Below are 21,120 nucleotides of genomic sequence, written 5' to 3' on the forward strand. Positions count from 1 at the left end.
TTTATCCTCTATTCTCATTATTTTGTTCAACTATTTTAATATATTCAGAAGGTGTATACCCATAGGTTTCTTTGAATAGTAAATAAAAATAGTTGTAGTTATGTATGCCGACGTCCAGGGCGATTTCCTGAAGTGATGTATTACCTTGCAGGATTTTTTCCTTGGCATGTTCCATCCGTATCTGGTTTATAAAGTTTATAATATTTACACCCTGGGTTTTTTTAAATATGCGGCTCAGATAAGAGGGGCTGACCGCAAATTTTTCTGCAATACTTTGCAGGCTGATTTTATGCTGATAGTTTTCTATTATATAATCAGATATTTTTTTACATAAGGAGCTCTGTTTTAATACCTGGCGTTTTTCCTTTGCCAGACGTTGGAGGGAAAACAGGGTTTCTATAAGGGAATTTTCCATATCCTCAAGTGTGTTAAATTTATCAAATACATCATAAGGATTCGTTTCTGCGAAAACTAATGCATTGTCAAGTTGATATTCGTTCACTTTTTTAATGATATAACTAATGAACTCAACATAAAATACCTGCAATTGATGCTTCATTATTCCTGAGCTTTTGATGTCGGTAAATAGTCTGGAAATATAGTCATTGATATCGTTCTGACCCAGAAAAATTAATTCTGTCAATTGCTGTTTTTGTTTTGGGCTGAAACGTAATATATTCTTCTCAGTGATTGATGTATTTTGAGAAAGAAAATTTTTATTTCCTTTAAAATATTCCTGAAGCAATAAGTTCTTTATATAGTCACTTTTTGGTTTGATCATTTTGTGACCGGAAAGAAAATCTGATATTACAAAGGATAAGTCCAGATTGCAAAACCTTTTAAGTACAGTGCGTATTTGTTTTGCAAGGTCAACAACTTCATCTGTAGAATTGCCCTTTGCCTGAAATACCAAAAGAATAATACCTTTATCTAAGGATACCAGAAAGAAGTTGTGATAATATTTTATGGTTTCATCTATTAACATTCGTATAGTCGTGTCGTCTATTGATACTTTTGAGGAATCTTCAAAATAAAGGTCAATACCACATATAGCAAGAATTAATTCGCCTTTCACCCAGCCAAGGGCAGTTTTTTGAATCAGTTTTTCTAAGTAATCTGTATCTGGCATTTCTTTACTGACAAGTTCGTAGATTAAGTGCTCACGTTCTTTCGAGATGGAAAATCCATCTTTGTCCTTATTTTCTGTATTTATTTGCCATATGGTTTTTTTGATAATATCATTGATACTATTTTCGGTTATCTGGTATTTTAATAGATAATCAACTGCACCGTTTTTCAGACTGCTGCGTACGTATTCAAAATCATCGTATGCGCTTAATACTATGATTTTTGTCTCTTTAAATCCATTGCTTATATAATTGATCAAGTCTATGCCGTTAGATCTTGGCATACTGATATCAGTGAGTATAATATCAGGTTTATACGTATTGAAAGCATCTATTGCCTGTTTGCCATCAGATGCTTCGGCAACCATTTCACAATTTAATGTTTCCCATTGTATCATTTTCTTTAATTGTACTAATACTATGGGGTCATCATCTACTAACATAATTTTATACATGGTGTTCCTCCCTGGATTCGGATATAGGATTTTTTGTGATAACAGGCAGATTAATTAAGATAGTTGTATAACTTCCTTTTTCACTTAAAACTTTTAAACCATATTGGTCACCCATCATAAGTTTTATCCTGTTGTTTACATTGCTGACACCTAATCCGCTGAATCTTGAATTCTTTTCCACAGTATTATTTTTGGAGTCCAGCGCTAATTCTTCTATTCTCATGCCAACACCGTTGTCTGTTATAGAGAATATCAGTTGGTCATTTTTGCATTTGCCTGCTATAGTGATGAGCCCTCTTCTGCAAGAAGGTTCAATACCGTGGATAATGGCATTTTCTACGATTGGCTGGAGGATAAAGCGCGGCATTTGAAAATCCAAAATCTGTGGGGATATTTGGAATTCCACATCAAATTTTCCCATTAAACGATAGTCCTGGATAATTATATAGTTTTTGATCAAAGAGATTTCTTCTTGTACTGTGTGGAGACTGTCGTCATTTTTCATGCTGTCTCTGAGCAATTCAATAATTGCGTTTATAATAGTTTCTATGGATGTTTCCTTTTTTAACTTGGCTATAAAAGAGACAGTGTTCAAAGTGTTTGCTAAAAAATGAGGGTTGATCTGAGCTTGTAAAGCCTGGATTTCCAACTTCCTCTTTTGACGCTCATTCATTTTTATATTATCCAACAATTGAGTTATTTCTTCGGCCATTTTGTTAAATTGCCTTGTTAGGATCGTAAGTTCATCATTTCCATCCTCCACTAATTTTAATGAAAAGTCTCCTTTTTCAAATGATTTAATTCCTGTTATCATTTTGTTGATTGGCGAGATTATGGTAATGGAGAATGCTAAGGTAAAAATGATACCAAATATGATTCCTATAAACCCTACCAAAAGAAAATTTTTCAATATAATCTTTAGATCAGATTGAAGATAGGTGAGTGGAATAAGTGCGGCCATTTTCCATTCCGCTTGCTCTATAGGAAAATTATATATCATTGTATTTAATTCGGAGAAGTGGTAATTATTACCAGTAATGTTGTGGGAATCCTGAATTTCTTTAAGTACATTATTATTTGGATATATTTCTCCGACGGGAGTATTAAGATCGGCAGATGAAATAACAATGTCATTATTGTCTATGATGAATACCTGCATGTTCATGGTACTGGAAATTTTTTCGTATATATTTCGGATTTTATCTTCTTCTATAGCCATTATCATATATCCGATAATCTTACCGTCAGATTTCTTTTTGATGGCTTTACCTAAAAGTATATAATTTCTATCATTATTTACACCGGAAGCAATTCTTTTTTCGTAATTATGATTAATGGCTTTCCAGACACATGCACCGTTGTACGAGTGGCATATGTCTAAAAATTCATTAAAATAATCAGATTTTAAATTTACAGTGAACGTGTTATTTCCATAGACATTGAGTTTTGCTCCTGTTAATGTGTAAAGTGTTATTTCGGATACAATATTGTCAAAGACATATTTTTTGCTCATTTTATCGGTAACGGCTATTTTTACTTTGTTTTTCATTCGCTCATTATAATCATTGTAATTGATAAGTACATCTTGGATTTCTTCAAGATAACTTATTTCTATGCTGTCATTTCTTACTTTTTCTATTTTTTCATTTATACTTGTACTTATTTGTGTTAATGCTTCACTGATTGAAAGATTGACTTTATCCTGAATAATCTCACTGCTTTTATTATAGAGCAGAATCCCATATAGTGTTATGGGGAGCAAAGTTACAAAAATAAACATAACAAATAGCCTTTTAAAAATATTAACAGTTCGTAATTTTAAGATGTAAAACTTGAAAAAATTTTTCCAGTGTTTCATTGGTCTATTAGCTCTCCCCTCAGTGCTTTCTCTACAGGTATTAAGTTGCTGACATAAGGACGTTTGCCAGAAAGAACGTCATCATAAAACGCCTGCTTCCAGTCAATATATTCAACATGGTCTTTCAATTCTTCAATGGAAGCTAAAAGAGCGTTCCGTTTTTTAGTAAACATTTCTTTCCTTTGATGAATCGTAGACTCGCCCTGCATACATAAATCCAGATATTCTTTCATTTCCTGAATGTTCATATCACATTTTTTCAGACAAATCAGGTCTTTGCTCCATTTCAAATCTCGTTTATCAAAAATCCTGCGGTTGTTTTTATCTCGTTTTACATTAGGAACTAATCCTTTATTACAGTAATATTTTAAGGTCTGATAAGTCATATTGGCTTCTTTACAGACCTGCATCATAGTATACATTTTCCAATCCCCCGTTTCATACATAAATAAAAATAGAAATTTACAAAAATCTCTTGACCGATAGTTATAATCGGTTGATACAATCATAGTGTACAGCAATGGGTAACAAAAAACAATGGTGCAATTTTATGAAAGTGTGTGGTCTGCCTGCAAAGTCAAAAGAATTAAAATCAAAAGTGGAGATTGCATAAGGAAAAAGGAGGACATAATAGTGAATGTGAAATCATCTATGTAGGAAACAAAGGGATTCGGGGATGTACAGCCTGCCGGGCATGTGCCGAGAAGGGTAAATGTGTGTTTGATGATTGTGTCAACGAGATTGCGCCTAAGTTTGAGGCCTGTGATGGACTTATTATTGGCAGTCCGGTATATTATGCGTCCGCCAATGGCACGCTGGTGTCATCTCTGGACCGGTTATTCTTCAGCACGCCCTTTGATAAGACAATGAAAGTGGGAGTAAGTGTTGTGGCGGCCAGAAGGGTTGCAGGGAATGCGGACACTGGCAAATAATATGTCATTTCTTATAGAATCCATTGCACTTGGGAAAGAGCGGCTGGGGATGCCGGAAAAGGAAGCTATGCAGCATACAAACTTTATCCGTTAAAAAGGATTATTATCTGAACCGGATGTTTATAGAAATACGGTTTATGATATGACTGAACCCGATTGACAATCGGCTTTAGCAGTGTGATATAGGCGGGAATTTGGCTGCGGGCAATCCATACAATATGATACGTGTACTATAATTAAGGGAGTTGTGCTTATATGATAGTAATATCTGTGCAGCTCTTTTTCTGCGCCGATGGAGTATTTGACCGCTGATATTATTTATTGCCAGGATAGCGATTTCCGTCGTCAAAAGGCGGCAGGTTGTTTCATAGGAACGCCCCGCAAACCTACATGAAATCAGCCGACACCCCGGGATTTGTCAATTTTTTTACCTTTAATATTCCTGATCCCAATAATAACAAAAGGGATGCCAAACACTATTCAAATTAATAGCTCATTTCGTTTCATTACTTCATGCTGTTGCTCATAACTCTGATTGTTCGCTCGGGCACCATTTTACCCTTTGCAGGACGGTTTTTTATATAGCAGAATTTTTGGTGAATGAAATAATGTAGATTTTATAATGTTAACTTAAATTAAAATATAAGTTGACAATTTGGGGCTGATTGATTATACTTCTTTATGTAAAGAAAAGCACAGCCACAAAACAAGCGGTAAAACCGTAAAAAATGTTTGAGAAAAGCTTTTCTATAAAATCAGGAAAGATTTATGCCGTCGAACAACAGGCGGAAAAGTCGAAATAAGTTTTGCAACCTCGGAGGAAAAGTATATGGAAACAGCAATGCCCAGTAAAAACAAGAAAATGAGTACCAGACAGATGACGATCATTGCACTGATGACAGCGGTAACCTGCATTTTAGGCCCCCTGGCCATACCGCTGCCGTTCAGCCCGGTGCCGATCAGCTTTACCAATCTGGCCATCTATTTCAGCATTTTTGTGCTTGGCACTTATTCAGCAACCGTCAGCTATCTGGTGTACCTGCTCATTGGAATGGTAGGACTTCCGGTGTTTTCCGGATTTGCCGGAGGATTTGGCAAAATGGCAGGCCCGACGGGCGGATACCTGGTGGGATTTATTTTCATGGCGCTGATTGCCGGATTTTTTGTGGACAGATTTCAGGGAAAAAGAGTGCTGCAGGCAGCAGGAATGGTTCTGGGAACCGTGGTGGCTTACCTGTTCGGGACTGCATGGCTCTGCGTTCAGGCCAATCTGTCCTTTGGCGCGGGCCTGGCAGCCGGGGTGATTCCCTATGTGCCCGGTGATCTGATCAAGATTGCGGCTGCGCTGGCTGTGGGACCGGTACTTCGGAAGGCTGTGAGAAGAGCAGCGTAAAATAACAGATACAGAGAAAAGACAGTGTGATGCGGACACTGTCTTTTTTTTGCAGTTCGGAAAGGAATCCGTGGCTCCCTATATAACAAAAAGATCCGGGCGCTGCCGTCCCTTCCCGGGGAAAGGTGCATGATGCGCAGGATAATCTTAAATAACTGTAAAAAACACTTAAAATATATAAGGGGAATATTCTGAAAATGAGTTATAATAAACAATAATATTATGGGCGGAGGGAGAAAATGTATAAGGTATTGATAGTCGAGGACATGGATCTGACAAGAGAAGATTTGATCAGTCTGATTGATTGGGAACGATACGGTTTTGAACTGCTTCCCGACGCAAGGAACGGAAAGATAGGATTGGAATACGCAAAACGGTATCGCCCGGATATTGTTATCACAGATATCAAAATGCCGGTCATGACAGGCCTTGACCTGGTGGCGCAGATGAAGAAGGAAAATATAGAGGCGGAGGTTATACTGCTTACAGCCTATGAAGAATTTGAGCTTGCGAAGCGGGCGCTCCAGATGGGCGTCAGAACCTTCATACTGAAATACGAAATTGATGAAGAGGTACTGCTGCGTGAACTGAACGGCTGTATTGAGGCACTGAAAACAAAAGAAAATGTACATAAGGTCAGAATGAAACAATATCTGGAGGCGATTCTGGCAGGTGAAAATGAGATATGTAAAAGTGATGAGACCATACTGGAATGGATAGGAAAAAGTGTTCTGATTTTGCTGGAGCAGATTGGAAAACCCCTGATGCATCCGGATGAAGAGGGCATACGGGAGCTGATCGAAACAGAGATTCCCGGCTCCAAGATCAGGGTGATGAAGAATTCAGGAGGAGGCATCCTGATCTTTTACCGGGTCCGTTCCTGCATTTCCAAAATGCATCTGGACAGTGAAATCAGGGAGTTTATCACAAAGGTACAGGGTCTTTTTTCTTCACAGATGGGGCTTTCCATGACAGCATCCATAGGCGGCATGATAAGAAAAAATAAGGATATCCTGCCGGCGAAGGAGGAAGCGGAAAGGATTATGAAAGGCCGCGTTTTTCACAGGGGCGTCTGCATTCTGGACAGGGCAGCAAAGGATGAAAAGGAGGAATTTTCGGCTGAGATAAAGGATGCGCTGAGGTGTGTCGAAGAAAATATAGAAAAAGATTCCTACGAAAATATGCCAGGCTTTTTGGAAAATGTCCTGTGCCGCAGTGTGGTAAAGACAGAAAATCTATACATATGGCGCAAAGTATCCGAGAAGCTGCTCTATTTTCTGATGCACCGGTGCGCAGCTCTGGAACAGCCGGAAATAGAAGAGCGTCTGGATAGATTTAAAAGGGACTTTCAGAAGATGGATATCTACAGCTTTATGAAGGAGTATGAGGGTATCATGGAAATGCTGGAAAGCAGTTCAGACAGCAGATATTCCGGAAAAGTCCGCTATATCAAAGCGTTCATGGAACAGAATTACAGCCGTGACATCAGCCTGAATGACGTGGCAGGGGATCTGGGCATGAATGCCATATATCTGTCCCAGCTTTTTAAGAAAGAGACGGGTTCCACATTTTCCGCCTATCTGACAAAGGTGAGAATGAATCAGGCAATACGGCTGCTGAGAACAGGAGAATATAAGATATATGAGGTCAGTGAAATGGTGGGCTACCAGACCGTCCAGTATTTCAGCAAGGTATTTAAAAAGGAAACCGGTAAAAATCCCAAGGATTATTAGGGGGAATCTATTGTACAAAGGGGAAGATCATATGCTTTATCAAAAGAAATCAAAAATATATAAAAGACTGCTGCTCATGGTATTGAGCGCTATCATGATATGCGTTGTTCTCTGCAGCGGTGCCGTATATCTGTATCTGAAGCCGCTGATAGAAAACTCCCTGGTTGAGAAGAACAGGACCATGATCTTAAAGATGGCAGAACAGGTCTCAAACTCACTGGAAGAGATCAGCATGTATGCAAGAAATATTACCTTTGACGAGACTGTGCAGGCGTCTTTTTACCAAAAGTCACAGCGCCGGGAGGGCAGTTACGGATACTATTCGGTCATTCAGACACTGGAGAAAAAGCTGAAGGAATACCAGCTTCTCAGGGACAATATCATTCTGGATATTTTTGCCGTAGACAGTGACGGCGTTGTGATGGAGACCATAAACCAGTACGAACAGCTTATGTCTGAGGCTCCCTATGAACAGATGCAGCGGGATGATATAAGCGGGGAATTTCTGGTGCCGCATATGGTGAATTATTACAGATCTTACGGCGAAAAGAATACCATTGCCTATGTAAACGACATTTTTGATAAGACAAAGATCGGGGTGAAAAGAGGAAAGCTGTTTATTCTGGCAGATACGGAAAGGATCATTTCTCCCCTTGTTTTTGATGAAAATGAGATAGGGATGGAGCTTCACAACCAAAGCGGCAGAGTGATCTACAGCAATGTGGATTCCGGCATGGAGGGAGTCCTTTCGGAGAAGGATTACTATAAAGACAGCATAGGCAGCCATGGGTGGTATATCTGTTATCAGGTGGCAAAAGGGGATATCTCCGGTACTATGCGGCAGATGAATAATATTGTGATCATTATCATAGTGATCTGTCTTCTTGTGATGCTTAGCCTGGTGGCAGGTCTGGTACAGAGGATCATTACGCCTCTTGATACTCTTGTGCGGGGAATGCAGAGTGTGGCCGGCGGAAGCCGTGAAGAGCGCATTGAGATCCACACAGGGGACGAATGTGAGCAGGCGGCCAATGTCTTCAATTCTATGGTCAAAAGCATTAACGACCACACGGAAAAACTCCTTCTGAGTGAAAAAAAGCAATATGATTCTCAGCTTAAAATGCTGTCTTATCAGTTAAATCCACATTTTATCTATAACACCTTAAATGCGGTTATCTGCCTTGCCAGAAAACAGGATTACCAGGAGATCATCCGCCTGACCAGAGCTTTTATTCTGCTTCTTCGCTCCCTTCTGCGCACGGATCTGCAGGCAATGGCAGCGGTTTCGGAGGAGAAGGAGTATATCTGCCGCTATGTTGAGGTTCTGCAGATCTGCTATAAAAATATTCCGGATATTCAATGGGAGATTGACGAATCACTGCTGCAGGAACAGATTCCGCGGATGATTCTCTATCCTCTGGTGGAAAACAGCGTGTTCCACGGCATCATCCCGAGCAATACGGCGTCACTGCTTAAAATTGTGATAACCGGTAAAGATAACTGGATAAAAGTGACCGTGGAGGATGATGGGGTAGGATGTACGGCAGAGGAGAGGGAACGCATCAGACAGCGCCTGGAAGAGGAGCGTACCGGGGGACATATCGGCATGTTTAATGTGAACGGCAGGCTGAAGCTGATCTATAAGGAGGTTCATCCTCTGAAAATGGAGAGGCGACCCGGCGGAGGAACCGTTATCTCCTTTGCTTTCAAAAAATCGAGAGACTAAAGCGTGTTTGGAAATTCATTCTGACATTCCAATTTTCAAACACACTCCAGAGCCTGTTTGAAAGGCAGTTATATAAAATTTATAAAAAACATATAAAAAATGACAAAAAATAGATGATAAGCGGGGGAAATGCCGAAGACGACAAAAAAACAGGTGAAAAAAGTATGAAAAATCCAAGAATCCCCATATTTTTATGTGACAAATATACAGCTATACTGAAGATGTAAAAAAGATGCGTGAAAAATAAAGGAGGAAAAGGAAATGAAGAAAAAGATTATCACGATTTTCATGGCGTCCATGCTGGCAGTCACATCACTTGCAGGCTGTGCATCTTCAGAAAGTGAAAAAGGCGGGGAGGACAAAGCAAAAGAGGAAGGCAAAAGTGAAGAAGGGGACCGGGAGATTACCATCTGGTGCTGGGACACAAGCGACAATGGGAAAAATATGAACGCCGGATTTACAGAGGCCACCGGAATCAAGGTCAATATGGTTGCTGTGGAGAGTAAGGACATGACACAGAAGCTGCAGACCACACTGGCCAGCGGCGGGGAAATGCCGGATGTGGCGTGGCTGGAAGCCACTTACAGAGGCAAACTGTTGTCCCTGGATATCTGGGAAGACATAACAAAAGACCCTTATAATTTTGACACCAGCCAGGTCCTGGATTATCTGCTTCCCCTGGAAACTGCTGAGAGCGGACAGTATGTTGGTCCGGAGTGTCCGTCTGTGGCCGGCATGGCATACAAACGGGAACTGGCAAAGGAGTATCTGGGAACCGATGACCCTGCAGAACTGGAAACCATGCTCTCCGACTGGGATTCCTTTATCGAAAAAGGAAAAGAAGTGAAGGAAAAATCAGGAGGCAAAGTATTCATGCTTTCCAGCATCGGTGCAGCGGGACAGATGCTTATGGGACAGTCCACAGAGCCTTTTGTAGACGGGGATAAGATCAATCTGGAAACATCCATGAAACCGATCTTTGAAAAACTCATCGAGATGAAGCAGGCCGGAATCGTGGATGTACTGGATTTCAGTTCCGCGGAGGAAGGGGCTTCCTATGCGGGCGACAGTGACATTTTCTATCCCTGCGCCAACTGGTCCGTTGAATTTACCATCAAACCCAATGACAAAGACGGTAAGGGGCGCTGGGGCTTCATGCTTCCTCCGGGAGGTCCGTTCCCGTGGGGCGGAACCGTTATGGGTGTGCCAAAAGCTGCAAAGAATAAGGAGGCAGCGGCAGAGTATGTGAAATTCATGTTTGGCTCCGAGAAGGGCGCGACTCTTCAGAGAGACTGCAAGGGTAATTTCTCTCCTTTCAAACCGGTATACGAACAGGATGATTTCTACAGCAGAGAGGATGAATACTTTGCCGGTCAGGATGTGCTCCAGGCAATTGCACAGGAAGTAATGCCAAACATCAAGGGAGTAAGGGAACCCAGCAAGTACGACCAGGATATTAATGACGCCTATAACCTTGCCCTGAAAACTATCAATGCCTCCGTGGACGGAAGTATAACAGCAGACGAACTGATCGCGTCCATGACAGACGAACTGCTCACAAAGCAGCCGGATTTGGAAAAGTAATACGACAGATTAGGACAGACGAGGGAAAGGGCCTGAAAAGCAGGTCCTTTTCTCATAAAGGGGGAAAAATACATGACGAAAAAAAGTGCACCGTATGCCATGATCCTGCCGTATTTTCTGCTTTATATTGCCTTTGGCCTTTTTCCTATTCTGTTTTCACTTGGTGTCAGTTTTACAAGCTGGGACGGAATCGGAGAAATGACCTTTGTGGGTCTGAAGAATTATGTGCGGGTGTTTACACAGGATAAATATTTTTACAAGTCGCTTTGGAATACGCTGATCCTGCTGGGAATCAGCACGCCAATCCAGATCACGCTGGGACTTCTGACGGCAACCTTTCTAAAAGATTTTTTCAAGAAGACACAAAACGGGCTGCAGCTTATTAATTTTCTGCCATACATAACCACGCCTGTTGCAGTGGGTATTATCTTTCAGTTGATGTTTGACTGGAAAAGCGGAGTGGTCAACGCATTTTTAAACCTGTTCGGCGCAGAGTCTGTTTACTGGCTGGGACATGCATGGACAGCTCGGGCAGTGGTGATCTTTATGCTGATCTGGAAGAATTACGGATATAAGATGATCATGTTTCTGTCAGGACTCTCCACCATTCCGGATGAATTATACGAGGCAGCTAAGATTGACGGTGCCTCCTGGTGGGCCAGATTTACGAAGATTACCATACCGCTTTTGAAGCCTATATTTGTGTTCGTGATCATCACCAGTGTGATCAACGGATTCAAGCTGTTTGACGAGCCGCAGCTTCTGTTTAACTCCGCAGGACAGCCCACAGGAGGGCCGGATCGTTCCGTGATGACAGTTGTGATGAAATTCTATGACAGCTCCTTTAAGAACTTTGAATTCGGATACGGTTCTGCTCTGGCATATTGTCTGTTTTTGGTGATCGCGGCTGCGTCACTTGTGCTTTTCCGTGTTGTCAATGGAAAGAAAAAGGAGGATTGAGAGTATGAAAAAAACAGTCTGGATAGGGAAAATACCATTATATCTGTTTATGCTGGTCCTGTCAGTCTGTGCCCTGCTTCCTTTCTATATGATGATCGTCATGGGCACACACTACAGCGAGGATTTATATACAGGTGTCAAATTATTCTTCGGAAAATATTTCGTGGAGAATTTTCATGCAGTCATGCGTCAGAACTTTCTGCTCTATTATGCAAACAGCCTGATCGTGGCATGCTGCAATACCATCGGCGGTCTGCTGGTCAGCGCTCTGGCCGGCTATGCATTTGCAAAATATGATTTCAGGGGCAAGAAGCCGCTTTTTGCCATGATCGTGGCAACCCTGGCGATTCCCCAGCAGCTCGGCCTTGTGGGCTTTGTTATGGAGATGAGATGGATTGGGATGAACAACACCCTGTTTCCGCTGATCGTATCCGGTATGGCCAATGCCTTCGGTGTATTCTGGATGCGCCAGTTTATAGAAAGTTCAGTGCCGGATGAGATCATCGAGAGCGGCAGGGTGGACGGATGCAGGGAATTCGGCATCTTTTTCCGGCTGATCATGCCTATTATCCGGCCGGCCCTTATCACGATCTTCCTTCTGTTCTTCTTATGGTCCTGGAACAACTACATGACACCTCTTGTTATGATCAGTGATCAGAAATATTATACCATTCCTCTGTCCATTGCCCTTATCAGCAGTGAGTACAGAACCGATTATGCAGCCAGGATCCTGGCACTGTCCATGGGCACCATTCCTATTCTGATCCTGTTTTCCTTCGGGTCAAAATATCTGATACGCGGACTGGTGGCAGGCAGCGTAAAGGGGTGATGAAATTTATGAAAAGAGAAAGAATACTGGCAGAAAACTGGTATCTGGAGGAACAGGGAAGCGCGGAACAAATGGAGATTCCCGCCATGCCCATGCAGGTTCATGATATTTTATACCATCATGGAAGGATAGGGGATTCCTACCGGTGGGGAAAGACAACAGACTGCAGATGGGTCAACGATAAGACATGGATATACCGGACGGAATTTGAACTTTTATCCTGGGGGGCTGACCGCGGAGAATACCTTTTATTTCTGGAAGGGCTGGATACTTTTGCCGAGATCAGGGTAAACGGGGAATCGGCGGGAAGACATAATGACTGCTATCTGCCGTGCAGACTGGATATCTCTTCTCTTGTACAGCCGGGAAAAAATACACTGGAAATTATCTTCAGTCCAGTGAAGGAAGCCCTGAAAAAGGCGGAGGAAAAATACAGCAGTGTCTTGGCAGAGAAAATGGTGGATTCCTGCCGGTTTCTTAGAAAAACCTTTCATGACTTTACAACCTATTTGGGAAATGATCCGGATTTTTATAAGGTGGGGGTGTTTGGAAAGGTCATTCTGTTTGAAATACCGGACAGACTGCAGATAGATGGGATGGATGTGGAATATTCTCTGAATGAAACCCTTGATACTGCAAAAGTACAGATCCATCCCATGCTGTCCGGGGAAAAGAAGGCCGGCTCGGATGAACGTATGCAGGTGAAGATCCTGTATGGCAGGGAGATGATATGGGAGCAGGAAAAGAGTGCCGGATGCTGTTTTGAAGCTGTGCTGGAAAATGTGCATCTGTGGTGGCCCGCAGGTTACGGCAGGCAGAATCTGTATCAGGTTCGGGCGGAACTCATAAGAGACGGGCAGGTCCTGGATACGTGTCAAAAATCCATTGGCTTCAGGAAGGTCACGGTACAGGGAATGCTGGATTTCCGGATCAACGACAGAACGGTGAAGTTATGGGGCGCTAATCTGACACCGGATCAGGGATACACGCTCTGTGAGGATACAGACAGGATCAGACGGCTTTTAACGCTTGCAAAGGATGCCCATGTAAATACACTCCGCATCTGGGGGGAAGGGGTGCCTTTTGGGGAATTTCTCTACGACTTTGCAGATGAGAACGGCATTCTTTTGTGGCAGGAATTTTTCTGCGGACACACCCAGTACCCGGATGTGGATGAGGTGAAGGAAAAGATACTGCAGGAAGCAGAATATATGATAAGGAGCAGAAAGCATCATCCCTCCATTCTGCTCTGGTGCGGAGGGAATGAGTGCTATCTGAGCCGGGATTTCGCCGCACCGTCAAGGCCTTACCTGGCGGCAGATTTCTTTGAATATGATTTGAAAAGGCTGTGCCTCAGGCTGGACCCGGACCGGTATTATCATGTAAATTCACCGTTTTTTGGAAGCTATTCTAATGAACCGGGGAAGGGAGATACGCACAGTTATACCAATTCCTGGTATGTGCCGGGAAGTGACTATCCTCTCTTTGCCAGTGAAAATCTGAGGGTTTCCTTTCCTGGTGTGAAGACACTGAAACGGTATCTGAAGACGGATACGCTTCCAAAGCCGGAAAGGCAGAGACACGGCAGCCTGCCGTGGCCAGAAGCCTATGAGAAGATCACGTCAGCGGAGTCCTGGAAGAAGATTCCCGCCATTGAGGAATTCTATGACCCGGAATGCGCGGAGGAAATGGTTTATCAGTATGGGGCAGCAGCAGGACAGTACATCAAAGATACGGCAGAGCGGTACAGAAGAGGAAAAAAGGCGGACAATGCGGCAGGGGAAAGAAACTGCAGAGGGCATTTTATATGGAAATGGAATACCACGTTTCCACACATTTACAGCTCCATGCTGGATTTTTATCTGGAACAGAAAATGCCGTATTATTATTTGAAACGGGCATATGAACCGCTCTGTGTACAGGTGGAGGTATCGGATCATCTGTATGTATGGCTTGTCAATGATACGGGCATGCCGGTGGAGGGGCGTATTCGGGCGGAACTTTTTGATCTGCAGGGGAACTGTTTTGTGAAGAGAGAGGAATTTCCGGTGAAATGTGATGCAGGGGAAAGTGTCCTGGCAGGGAGGCTTAATTCCTTTGGCCAGTTCACACGGGACAAGATCATCAGAGCTGTTTTCTGTGACCATAAGGGGCAGACAGCAGCGGAAAATCACGCATTTGCAGATATAGAAAGACATCTTGTTTTTCCGCAGTCCGGGATAGAAATGTGGAAAGAAAAAGATGAAATCTGCCTCAGAGCCAGGCAGTTTGCTCGTTGTGTGGAACTTTGCGGAGAGGAAGACGGAGACGCTTATTGGTGGGATTTCCGGGATAATTATTTTGACCTTTTCCCAGGTGAGATCAAGAGAGTGGGATATGGGAACAGACACAGAAGCGGAACGATCAAAGCCAGAGCGGTATATGATAAAGCAGTTGCAGAACTGAATATCTGAATTTAGGATCAGATGCTGAAATTTTGGCCGGATACTGAAATAAGCATGGGTACCGGCAGATAGAAACAGGGAACAGTGAGGAGGAAAATAGTATGAAATACAGAAGATTCGGAAAAACAGAACTTAAGGTATCAGAAATCGGATTCGGAGCATGGGCGATCGGAGGCTCCGGCTGGGGAGAGGGATGCGATGACGCTCTTTCCATGGAGGCTCTCGCCTGTGCATGGGAGGAAGGTGTGAATTTATACGACACCTGTGATTCCTATGGGAATGGGCACAGTGAGGAACTGATAGGCAGATTTTTGACGGGAAAACGTGACAAAGCAGTGATCGTGACAAAAGGGGGCACCAACTTCCGCGTACCGGAAAGGAGTAAAAATTTCACCAGAGAATACCTGAAAATGAGCCTTGACGAGAGCCCGAAAAGACTGCAGACAGACTATGTGGATGTCTATCTTCTCCATGTGCCGGATGCGGGATGGCAGGACAGGGAGCAGGTGCTGGATACCATGAAAGAGCTGAAACGTTCCGGAAAGGCCAGGTTCTGCGGACTTGCCATGTGGGGAGCAGCGGATACGCTCCATGCCTTTGAGGCAGATAAAGATGGCGTCATTGAGGCCCTCGAATGTCCCTTTAATATTCTCAATAAATCCAATCTGGAAGTAGTAAGAATCGCCGAAGAAAGGGATATTCCCGTCCTCACCAGTCAGCCTCTGGCAAGCGGCATTCTCACCGGAAAATACCCGGCAGATACAAAATTCTCACAGGGAGATAACCGAGCGGGTTTCTGGACAGAAAAACGCTTTGCCGCAGTGGAAAAAGATATGGAGATCATCCGCTCCTGTGTTAAAGAACCGGTACAAAACATGGCACAGCTTGCCCTTGCCTACAACCTGAATTATCCCGGGATCACCTGTGTCATACCCGGCGCCAAAAACGCGTCCCAGGTCAGAAAAAATGTGTCTGCCAGCGGAATCGTTCTTGACGGCAGTGTTATGGAAAAACTAAAAGGAACAGAAGGATTTGTATTCTGACCGGATACGGAGTGTTCTATGAAAACAAATGTAGAGCTGAAAGACGGATGGAGTCTGAAAAAAGCTGGGGAAGATAGGGAGTGGTTACCCGTGAGAAATATGCCTGCCCAGGTACAGGATATTTTATATGACCATGGTCTTTTGTCGGAAGAATTCAGGCTGGGATGGTGTGAAAAAGCACTTTTTATCGGGGAATCAGACTGGATATACCGATGCTGTTTTGCCGGTGAGAAAGGCAGAAAATGCAGGCTGTTTTTCGGGGGACTGGACACCGTGGCGGACATCTGGCTGAATGGCAGAAAATTGGGCAGAAGTGAGGATTTTTATCTCCCCGCAGAGTTTGAAGTCTCAGATCTTCTGGAAGAGAACAATACCCTTTATCTGCATTTTATAAGTCCCATCTCTTATATGGGAGAACAGGAATGGAAGGAAAAGTGGAACGGATCTGTTCTGCGCTGCAAAACAGTCAGAAAACCGATACATGATTTTCCGCCGGAAAAAATGGAAAAGGGAAGCAGCTACCAGGGGGCAGTGCCCTATTTCACACCCGTAGGCGTATATGCACCGGTATCTCTTGTATATTATGAGGAAGAAGAGATCAAGGAGGATTTCATACAGGCCAGAGTGGAGGAGGATGGGCGTGGTGTGCTCTCCATAGAAATGAGGGGCACCGGGAGACCGGATCATCTGACGGTACACTGGAACTTCCCTTCGGAGGACGGAAACGGAACACCGGGCAGGGGCCAAATGCAGAGTTTCAGGCCTGAGGTCAACGGGTACGGCTGGAGCATCCGGGAAGAGATAGAGGTGGAGGACCCGCCTCTGTGGTGGCCGAGGGGATTCGGGAGACAGAACCTGGCGGATATATGTATAGAACTGTGGAAGAACGGGAAGGTCTGTGACCGCCTTTTGAAAAGGGCCGGGTTTCGCAGCGTGGAGATGGATGTGCCTTTTGCATACCGGATCAATGGGAAAAAGGTGAGGCTGTTTGGCGGAAGTCTGGACCCTCTGCAGGGTTACACGCATTGTTATCAGCCGGAGCGGGAACAGCGTCTCTTTGAGATGGTGGAGAATGCCAATATGAACACGCTTCGCATCTGGGGCGAAGGCATTCCACTGCCGGATGCATTTTATGAGGAATGTGACAGACGCGGCATCCTTGTCTGGCAGGAGTTTTTTCTCGGACATGGAGCCTATCCCGACAGTCAGAAGATTAGGGAACTCTGCAAAAAAGAAGCGGAGTTCCTTGTAAGGAGGCTCAGACATCATCCCTCCCTGCTTCTGTGGTGCGGGGGAAATGAAACCTTAATGGGAGCGGAATTTCAGGGATGCTGTCCCTATGGAAAAGAGATTTTCCTGGAAGATTTCCCGGAGATCGCACAGCGCCTTGACAAAGACAGATATTATCATCCCAATTCACCCTATGGCGGAGAGTGGGCCAATGATCCCAGGGCAGGCGATCTGCATACCTATGATTGTGTGTGGGAATATCCTTATAAATCCTATCCGAATTTTATCAGCGAGCATATCAGAACCGCGCCTCCAGTGAAACACAGTCTGGAAAAAATGATCCATGGGGACATTTGGCCGAAGGGATTTACAGGACAGGTTTTGGACGGCAGCAGCAATAGTATGCCGGATACCTGGCTGGAGCGGAGCCATATTTCAGCCCAGGGGCAGCGAAAAACGGGTGACTATTGGGAATTTTACGATGCAGAGAATGCGGAGGATCTTCTATACCGCTTTGGTGCGGCTTACGGAAAGGAAATCAGGCGGTACGGCGAGCAGGTGAGAATCGGCAGCAGAGAACCTGAGGTGTATTCCGGCCGTTCCAAGGGATATTTTGCCTGCAAACTGGTGGACACGTGGCCGAAGGTCTACTGTGCGGCCATAGACTTTTTTCAGGAGGGATATATTCCTTATTACTCGCTAAAGCGTGTGTTTTCACCGGTTCTTTTGTGCTTCCAGAAGGAGGAAAGCATCCGTCTGTGGTGCGTCAATGATTCCGGGGAAGAGGCAGCAGGATCAGTACGATATGGGCTTTTTCATATTGTGAGCGGGCAGATACAGAAGGTAAAGGAGAAGAAAATCTCTGTGCCGCAGGGGGATGCAGTGCTTCTTGATGATTTGGCTGACTTTCGGTTTTTCTCGAAGGACTGTGCTCTGTTCGCGGTTCTCTGTGATGAAAAGGGAAACGAGGTTTCGGTATGTATTGATTATGTGGATATAGAAAGACATCTGAAATTTCCAAATGCCGGTTTGAAACTGGAAATGCGCGGAGATGAACTGGTGATCACTGCGGACAGATTTGCGCGCTGTGTGCAGATAACCGGGGAGCAGGACGGCGATCCATTCGGCTGGCTGTTTTCAGACAATTATTTCGATATGCTGCCGGGGCAGAGGAAGACGGTAAAGATACTGGGAAATAAAGAATATGGAACCATTTGTGTGAAGGCGCAGTATGGGGGCTGTGAAAAGATAAGATATAACAGAGAGGATAAAACGGATGGAACGAATTTTACTGCAGAAAGGCTGGAAACTGCTGGGACCGGACAACAGGGAACTGGACATAGAAAAAATGCCGTGCCAGGTCCATGATATTTTGTTGGACCATCAGCAGATTCCAAATCCCAATATTACCGGGATCAACGAGAACCGGTGGATTGGAGAGGCGGAATGGTGTTACAGAACCGAGTTTGAGGTAGAGGATGATTCAGGAGAATGGAATCTCTGTTTTCAGGGACTTGATACATTTGTGGAGATCTATCTGAACGGCGAACTGGCAGGGGAAAATAAAAGTGCATATATGCCTCTGGTGCTGCATGGCATTGCCGGCATGCAGAAAAGAAATCTGCTTGAATTGAAAGTGAAGCCGCCGCGGCAGGAGCTTCAAAAGATAACCCTTCCAAAGAAATACAAAGACAGGGTACCGGAGTTTTGTAAAGCCAGGGTATTCCGCTCCGGATACCATGAATTTTCGGGACCGAAACCGGATCTGATCCGGATGGGAGTCTACGGAAATATTTATTTGGAGAGAGTGGGCTATGACGGCATACAGGAAGCGGTTATGGATGTCAGCGTAAACGCAGGTCTGGATGAGGGAAAGGTTAGGATTGACTTTACTTATTTCCACCCGGAGGCTGAAAGGGTGCTGGAGTACAGGATAACAGATATGCAGGGAAGCGTCATCTGTGAGGGAACAGAGACAGAACATACAGCTTATCTGGAAATCCCTGTATCGAATCCCAGATTATGGCAGCCCAGGTCCCACGGAGCGGCGGAGCTTTATGATGTGGAGGTGTCAGAAAAAAGAGGAGATACAGTCCTGGATGTCTATAAAAGGCAGTTCGGCTTCCGAAGAATGGAAAGGAAGGGGGATATGGATTTTTCCGTAAACGGCAGACCCCTGAAACTGTGGGGGGCAAATCTTGCGCATGCAGATACTCTTACCGGCTGTTACGGCAGAGTGAAGGAAAAGCTGTATGGACTGCTGGATCTGGCTGAAATGGGGAATTTTAACTGTCTTCGCATCTGGGGAGAGAGTGAAATCCTGGATGATGATTTTTATAGTGCGTGCGACAGAAGAGGGATATTGCTGTGGCAGGATTTTTATCTGGGATTTCATATGTACAGTGAGGAAGAGGAGATGCTTTCCATGTGCAGACAGGAGGCAGAGACTCTGGTGAAGAGACTGAAGCATCATCCCTCCATTCTGCTCTGGTGCGGAGGAAATGAGATGTATTGGTCCCGGGATATGCAGTATAAGGGAGAATACTGTTTCGGTGAAAAAATATTCTGTGAAGTGTTTCCAAATGTCTGCCGGAAATTGGACCTCGGAAGATATTATCACAGAACCTCTCCCTTTGGAGGTGATTTCTCCAATGACCCGAAGGGCGGAGATACGCATGGATACACCCATCTGTGGTTTGTTCCGGGAAGAGACTATCCTGTATTCTTAAGTGAAAACTGCAGAGTATCGGCGCCTGAACTGAAGACCATGAAAAAGATGATGAAGCCTGAGGAGCTGTGGCCAGCAGGATATCAGAATGTAAGTACTAAAAGAAAACCGCTGGCCTGGCCGGACACCTGGAACCTTCATAATACAAATGACGGAGCAGTCAAATTAGGGCCTGTGGAACATTACTATGACGCGGAAAATGCAGAGGAGCTTATTTACCGGATCGGCATGGCTCACAGTGAGTATATCAGAAGAGAAGTGGAGCGGTTCCGAAGAGGTAGATCGGAAGCGGATGCAGATAAGACACGCAAGACAAAAGGACATCTTCTGTGGAAATTTAATAACAACAGCAATATCATTTCGTATGGGGTCGTGGACTATTTCAATGAGCCTATGCGGGCCTACTATGCGCTGAAAAGAGCGTATGAGCCGTTTCAGATTTCTTTTTCCATAGGAAATCATATTACTTTGTGGGCCGTCAACGATACGCCTGAGAAAAAGGAAGGAATCGTGAGAGCACAGCTTTTCAGTCCCGGAAAGAATCAGGTGGAGGATGAACTGGAAATACCGTTTTCCTGCTGTCCGGATGAATCCGTTTTAATCGGTGATCTGGATGCTTTCGGACAGTTTAAAAAGGATTGTGTTCTTGCGGCATTTGCGGAAGATGATAGGGGCAATGTCATGGCGGAATCCATGGATCTTGTGGAGATGGAAAGACGGATCACCTTCCCGGGAAGCGGAAAATTATCCTGTATCTCAGAGGCGGGGATACTTGTACTGAAAACGGATACCTTTGCAAGATGCGTGGAACTGCGGGGAGGAGAGGACGGAGAAGAATTCGGCTGGATTTTTGAGGATAATTACTTTGACCTGCTTCCCGGAGTGGAGAAGAGGATTGCGGTCTATGGAAAACATGAGAGAGGGGCAGTACAGATCAAGCCATATTATTGGAAGAAAGGGATTACCGTACAGTATTTAAAGAAGTGACATGAGAGGCATAAAGCTGATGTTCGTTTCCGGAGGAGATGGGCATCAGCTTTTTGATGTGCACTTTTGGCAGGAGGATGCCCGCAGGCGA

The 21,120-nt window shown here is 44.2% G+C and carries 13 protein-coding genes and 1 pseudogene; 11 read left to right on the top strand and 3 right to left on the bottom strand.

Annotation, left to right across the window (positions count from 1 at the left end; genetic code table 11):
• Position 1 precedes the first annotated feature (1 nt).
• The 3 genes from LC508_RS26285 to LC508_RS26295 are packed head-to-tail and all read right to left on the bottom strand — an operon-like array spanning position 2 to position 3,862.
• A complete protein-coding gene (locus LC508_RS26285; RefSeq protein ID WP_103732989.1) occupies positions 2 to 1,582 on the bottom strand; it encodes a response regulator transcription factor in 1,581 nt (526 codons plus the stop codon).
• Positions 1,575 to 3,440 (bottom strand): sensor histidine kinase, encoded by a 1,866-nt coding sequence (locus LC508_RS26290; protein ID WP_118593819.1) that lies wholly within the window; start codon positions 3,438 to 3,440, stop codon positions 1,575 to 1,577. Before LC508_RS26290 ends, LC508_RS26285 begins: the two co-directional genes overlap by 8 nt.
• Positions 3,437 to 3,862, bottom strand: a complete 426-nt coding sequence (locus tag LC508_RS26295; protein WP_054351063.1) for a MerR family transcriptional regulator — start codon at positions 3,860 to 3,862, stop codon at positions 3,437 to 3,439. Before LC508_RS26295 ends, LC508_RS26290 begins: the two co-directional genes overlap by 4 nt.
• A gap of 213 nt (positions 3,863 to 4,075) precedes the next feature.
• Between LC508_RS26295 and LC508_RS26300 the strand changes: the two are divergent.
• The 11 genes and pseudogenes from LC508_RS26300 to LC508_RS26350 form a co-directional block, all read left to right on the top strand.
• Positions 4,076 to 4,466: pseudogene (locus LC508_RS26300) on the top strand (flavodoxin family protein); the annotation flags it as partial.
• Between the two features lie 735 nt (positions 4,467 to 5,201).
• Positions 5,202 to 5,765, top strand: a complete 564-nt coding sequence (locus LC508_RS26305; RefSeq protein WP_225305268.1) for a biotin transporter BioY — start codon at positions 5,202 to 5,204, stop codon at positions 5,763 to 5,765.
• A 239-nt stretch (positions 5,766 to 6,004) separates the two neighbouring features.
• Positions 6,005 to 7,498 carry a response regulator transcription factor gene (locus LC508_RS26310; RefSeq protein ID WP_054351016.1) on the top strand — a complete coding sequence of 498 codons (1,494 nt, stop codon included), beginning with the start codon at positions 6,005 to 6,007 and terminating at the stop codon, positions 7,496 to 7,498.
• A gap of 31 nt (positions 7,499 to 7,529) precedes the next feature.
• Positions 7,530 to 9,224 (top strand): sensor histidine kinase, encoded by a 1,695-nt coding sequence (locus LC508_RS26315; protein WP_158587234.1) that lies wholly within the window; start codon positions 7,530 to 7,532, stop codon positions 9,222 to 9,224.
• A 261-nt stretch (positions 9,225 to 9,485) separates the two neighbouring features.
• Complete coding sequence (locus LC508_RS26320) at positions 9,486 to 10,808, top strand: ABC transporter substrate-binding protein (RefSeq protein WP_054351020.1); 1,323 nt, start codon at positions 9,486 to 9,488, stop codon at positions 10,806 to 10,808.
• A 72-nt stretch (positions 10,809 to 10,880) separates the two neighbouring features.
• Positions 10,881 to 11,768, top strand: a complete 888-nt coding sequence (locus LC508_RS26325; RefSeq protein ID WP_054351021.1) for a carbohydrate ABC transporter permease — start codon at positions 10,881 to 10,883, stop codon at positions 11,766 to 11,768.
• 4 nt (positions 11,769 to 11,772) lie between these two features.
• Positions 11,773 to 12,597: a carbohydrate ABC transporter permease gene (locus tag LC508_RS26330; protein ID WP_103732817.1), complete on the top strand. Its 825-nt coding sequence runs from the start codon at positions 11,773 to 11,775 to the stop codon at positions 12,595 to 12,597.
• 8 nt (positions 12,598 to 12,605) lie between these two features.
• The gene (locus LC508_RS26335) at positions 12,606 to 15,050 is read left to right on the top strand and encodes a glycoside hydrolase family 2 protein (RefSeq protein WP_118593828.1); all 2,445 of its coding nucleotides are present in this window, start codon (positions 12,606 to 12,608) and stop codon (positions 15,048 to 15,050) included.
• 92 nt (positions 15,051 to 15,142) lie between these two features.
• Positions 15,143 to 16,084 (top strand): aldo/keto reductase, encoded by a 942-nt coding sequence (locus tag LC508_RS26340; RefSeq protein ID WP_103732786.1) that lies wholly within the window; start codon positions 15,143 to 15,145, stop codon positions 16,082 to 16,084.
• Between the two features lie 18 nt (positions 16,085 to 16,102).
• Positions 16,103 to 18,682, top strand: a complete 2,580-nt coding sequence (locus LC508_RS26345) for a beta-mannosidase (protein WP_118593818.1) — start codon at positions 16,103 to 16,105, stop codon at positions 18,680 to 18,682.
• Positions 18,591 to 21,029, top strand: a complete 2,439-nt coding sequence (locus LC508_RS26350; protein WP_118593817.1) for a beta-mannosidase — start codon at positions 18,591 to 18,593, stop codon at positions 21,027 to 21,029. Before LC508_RS26345 ends, LC508_RS26350 begins: the two co-directional genes overlap by 92 nt.
• The last annotated feature ends 91 nt before the right edge of the window (positions 21,030 to 21,120 follow it).

Source organism: Blautia parvula (genome assembly GCF_020215665.1).
GTDB classification, from domain to species: domain Bacteria; phylum Bacillota; class Clostridia; order Lachnospirales; family Lachnospiraceae; genus Blautia; species Blautia celeris.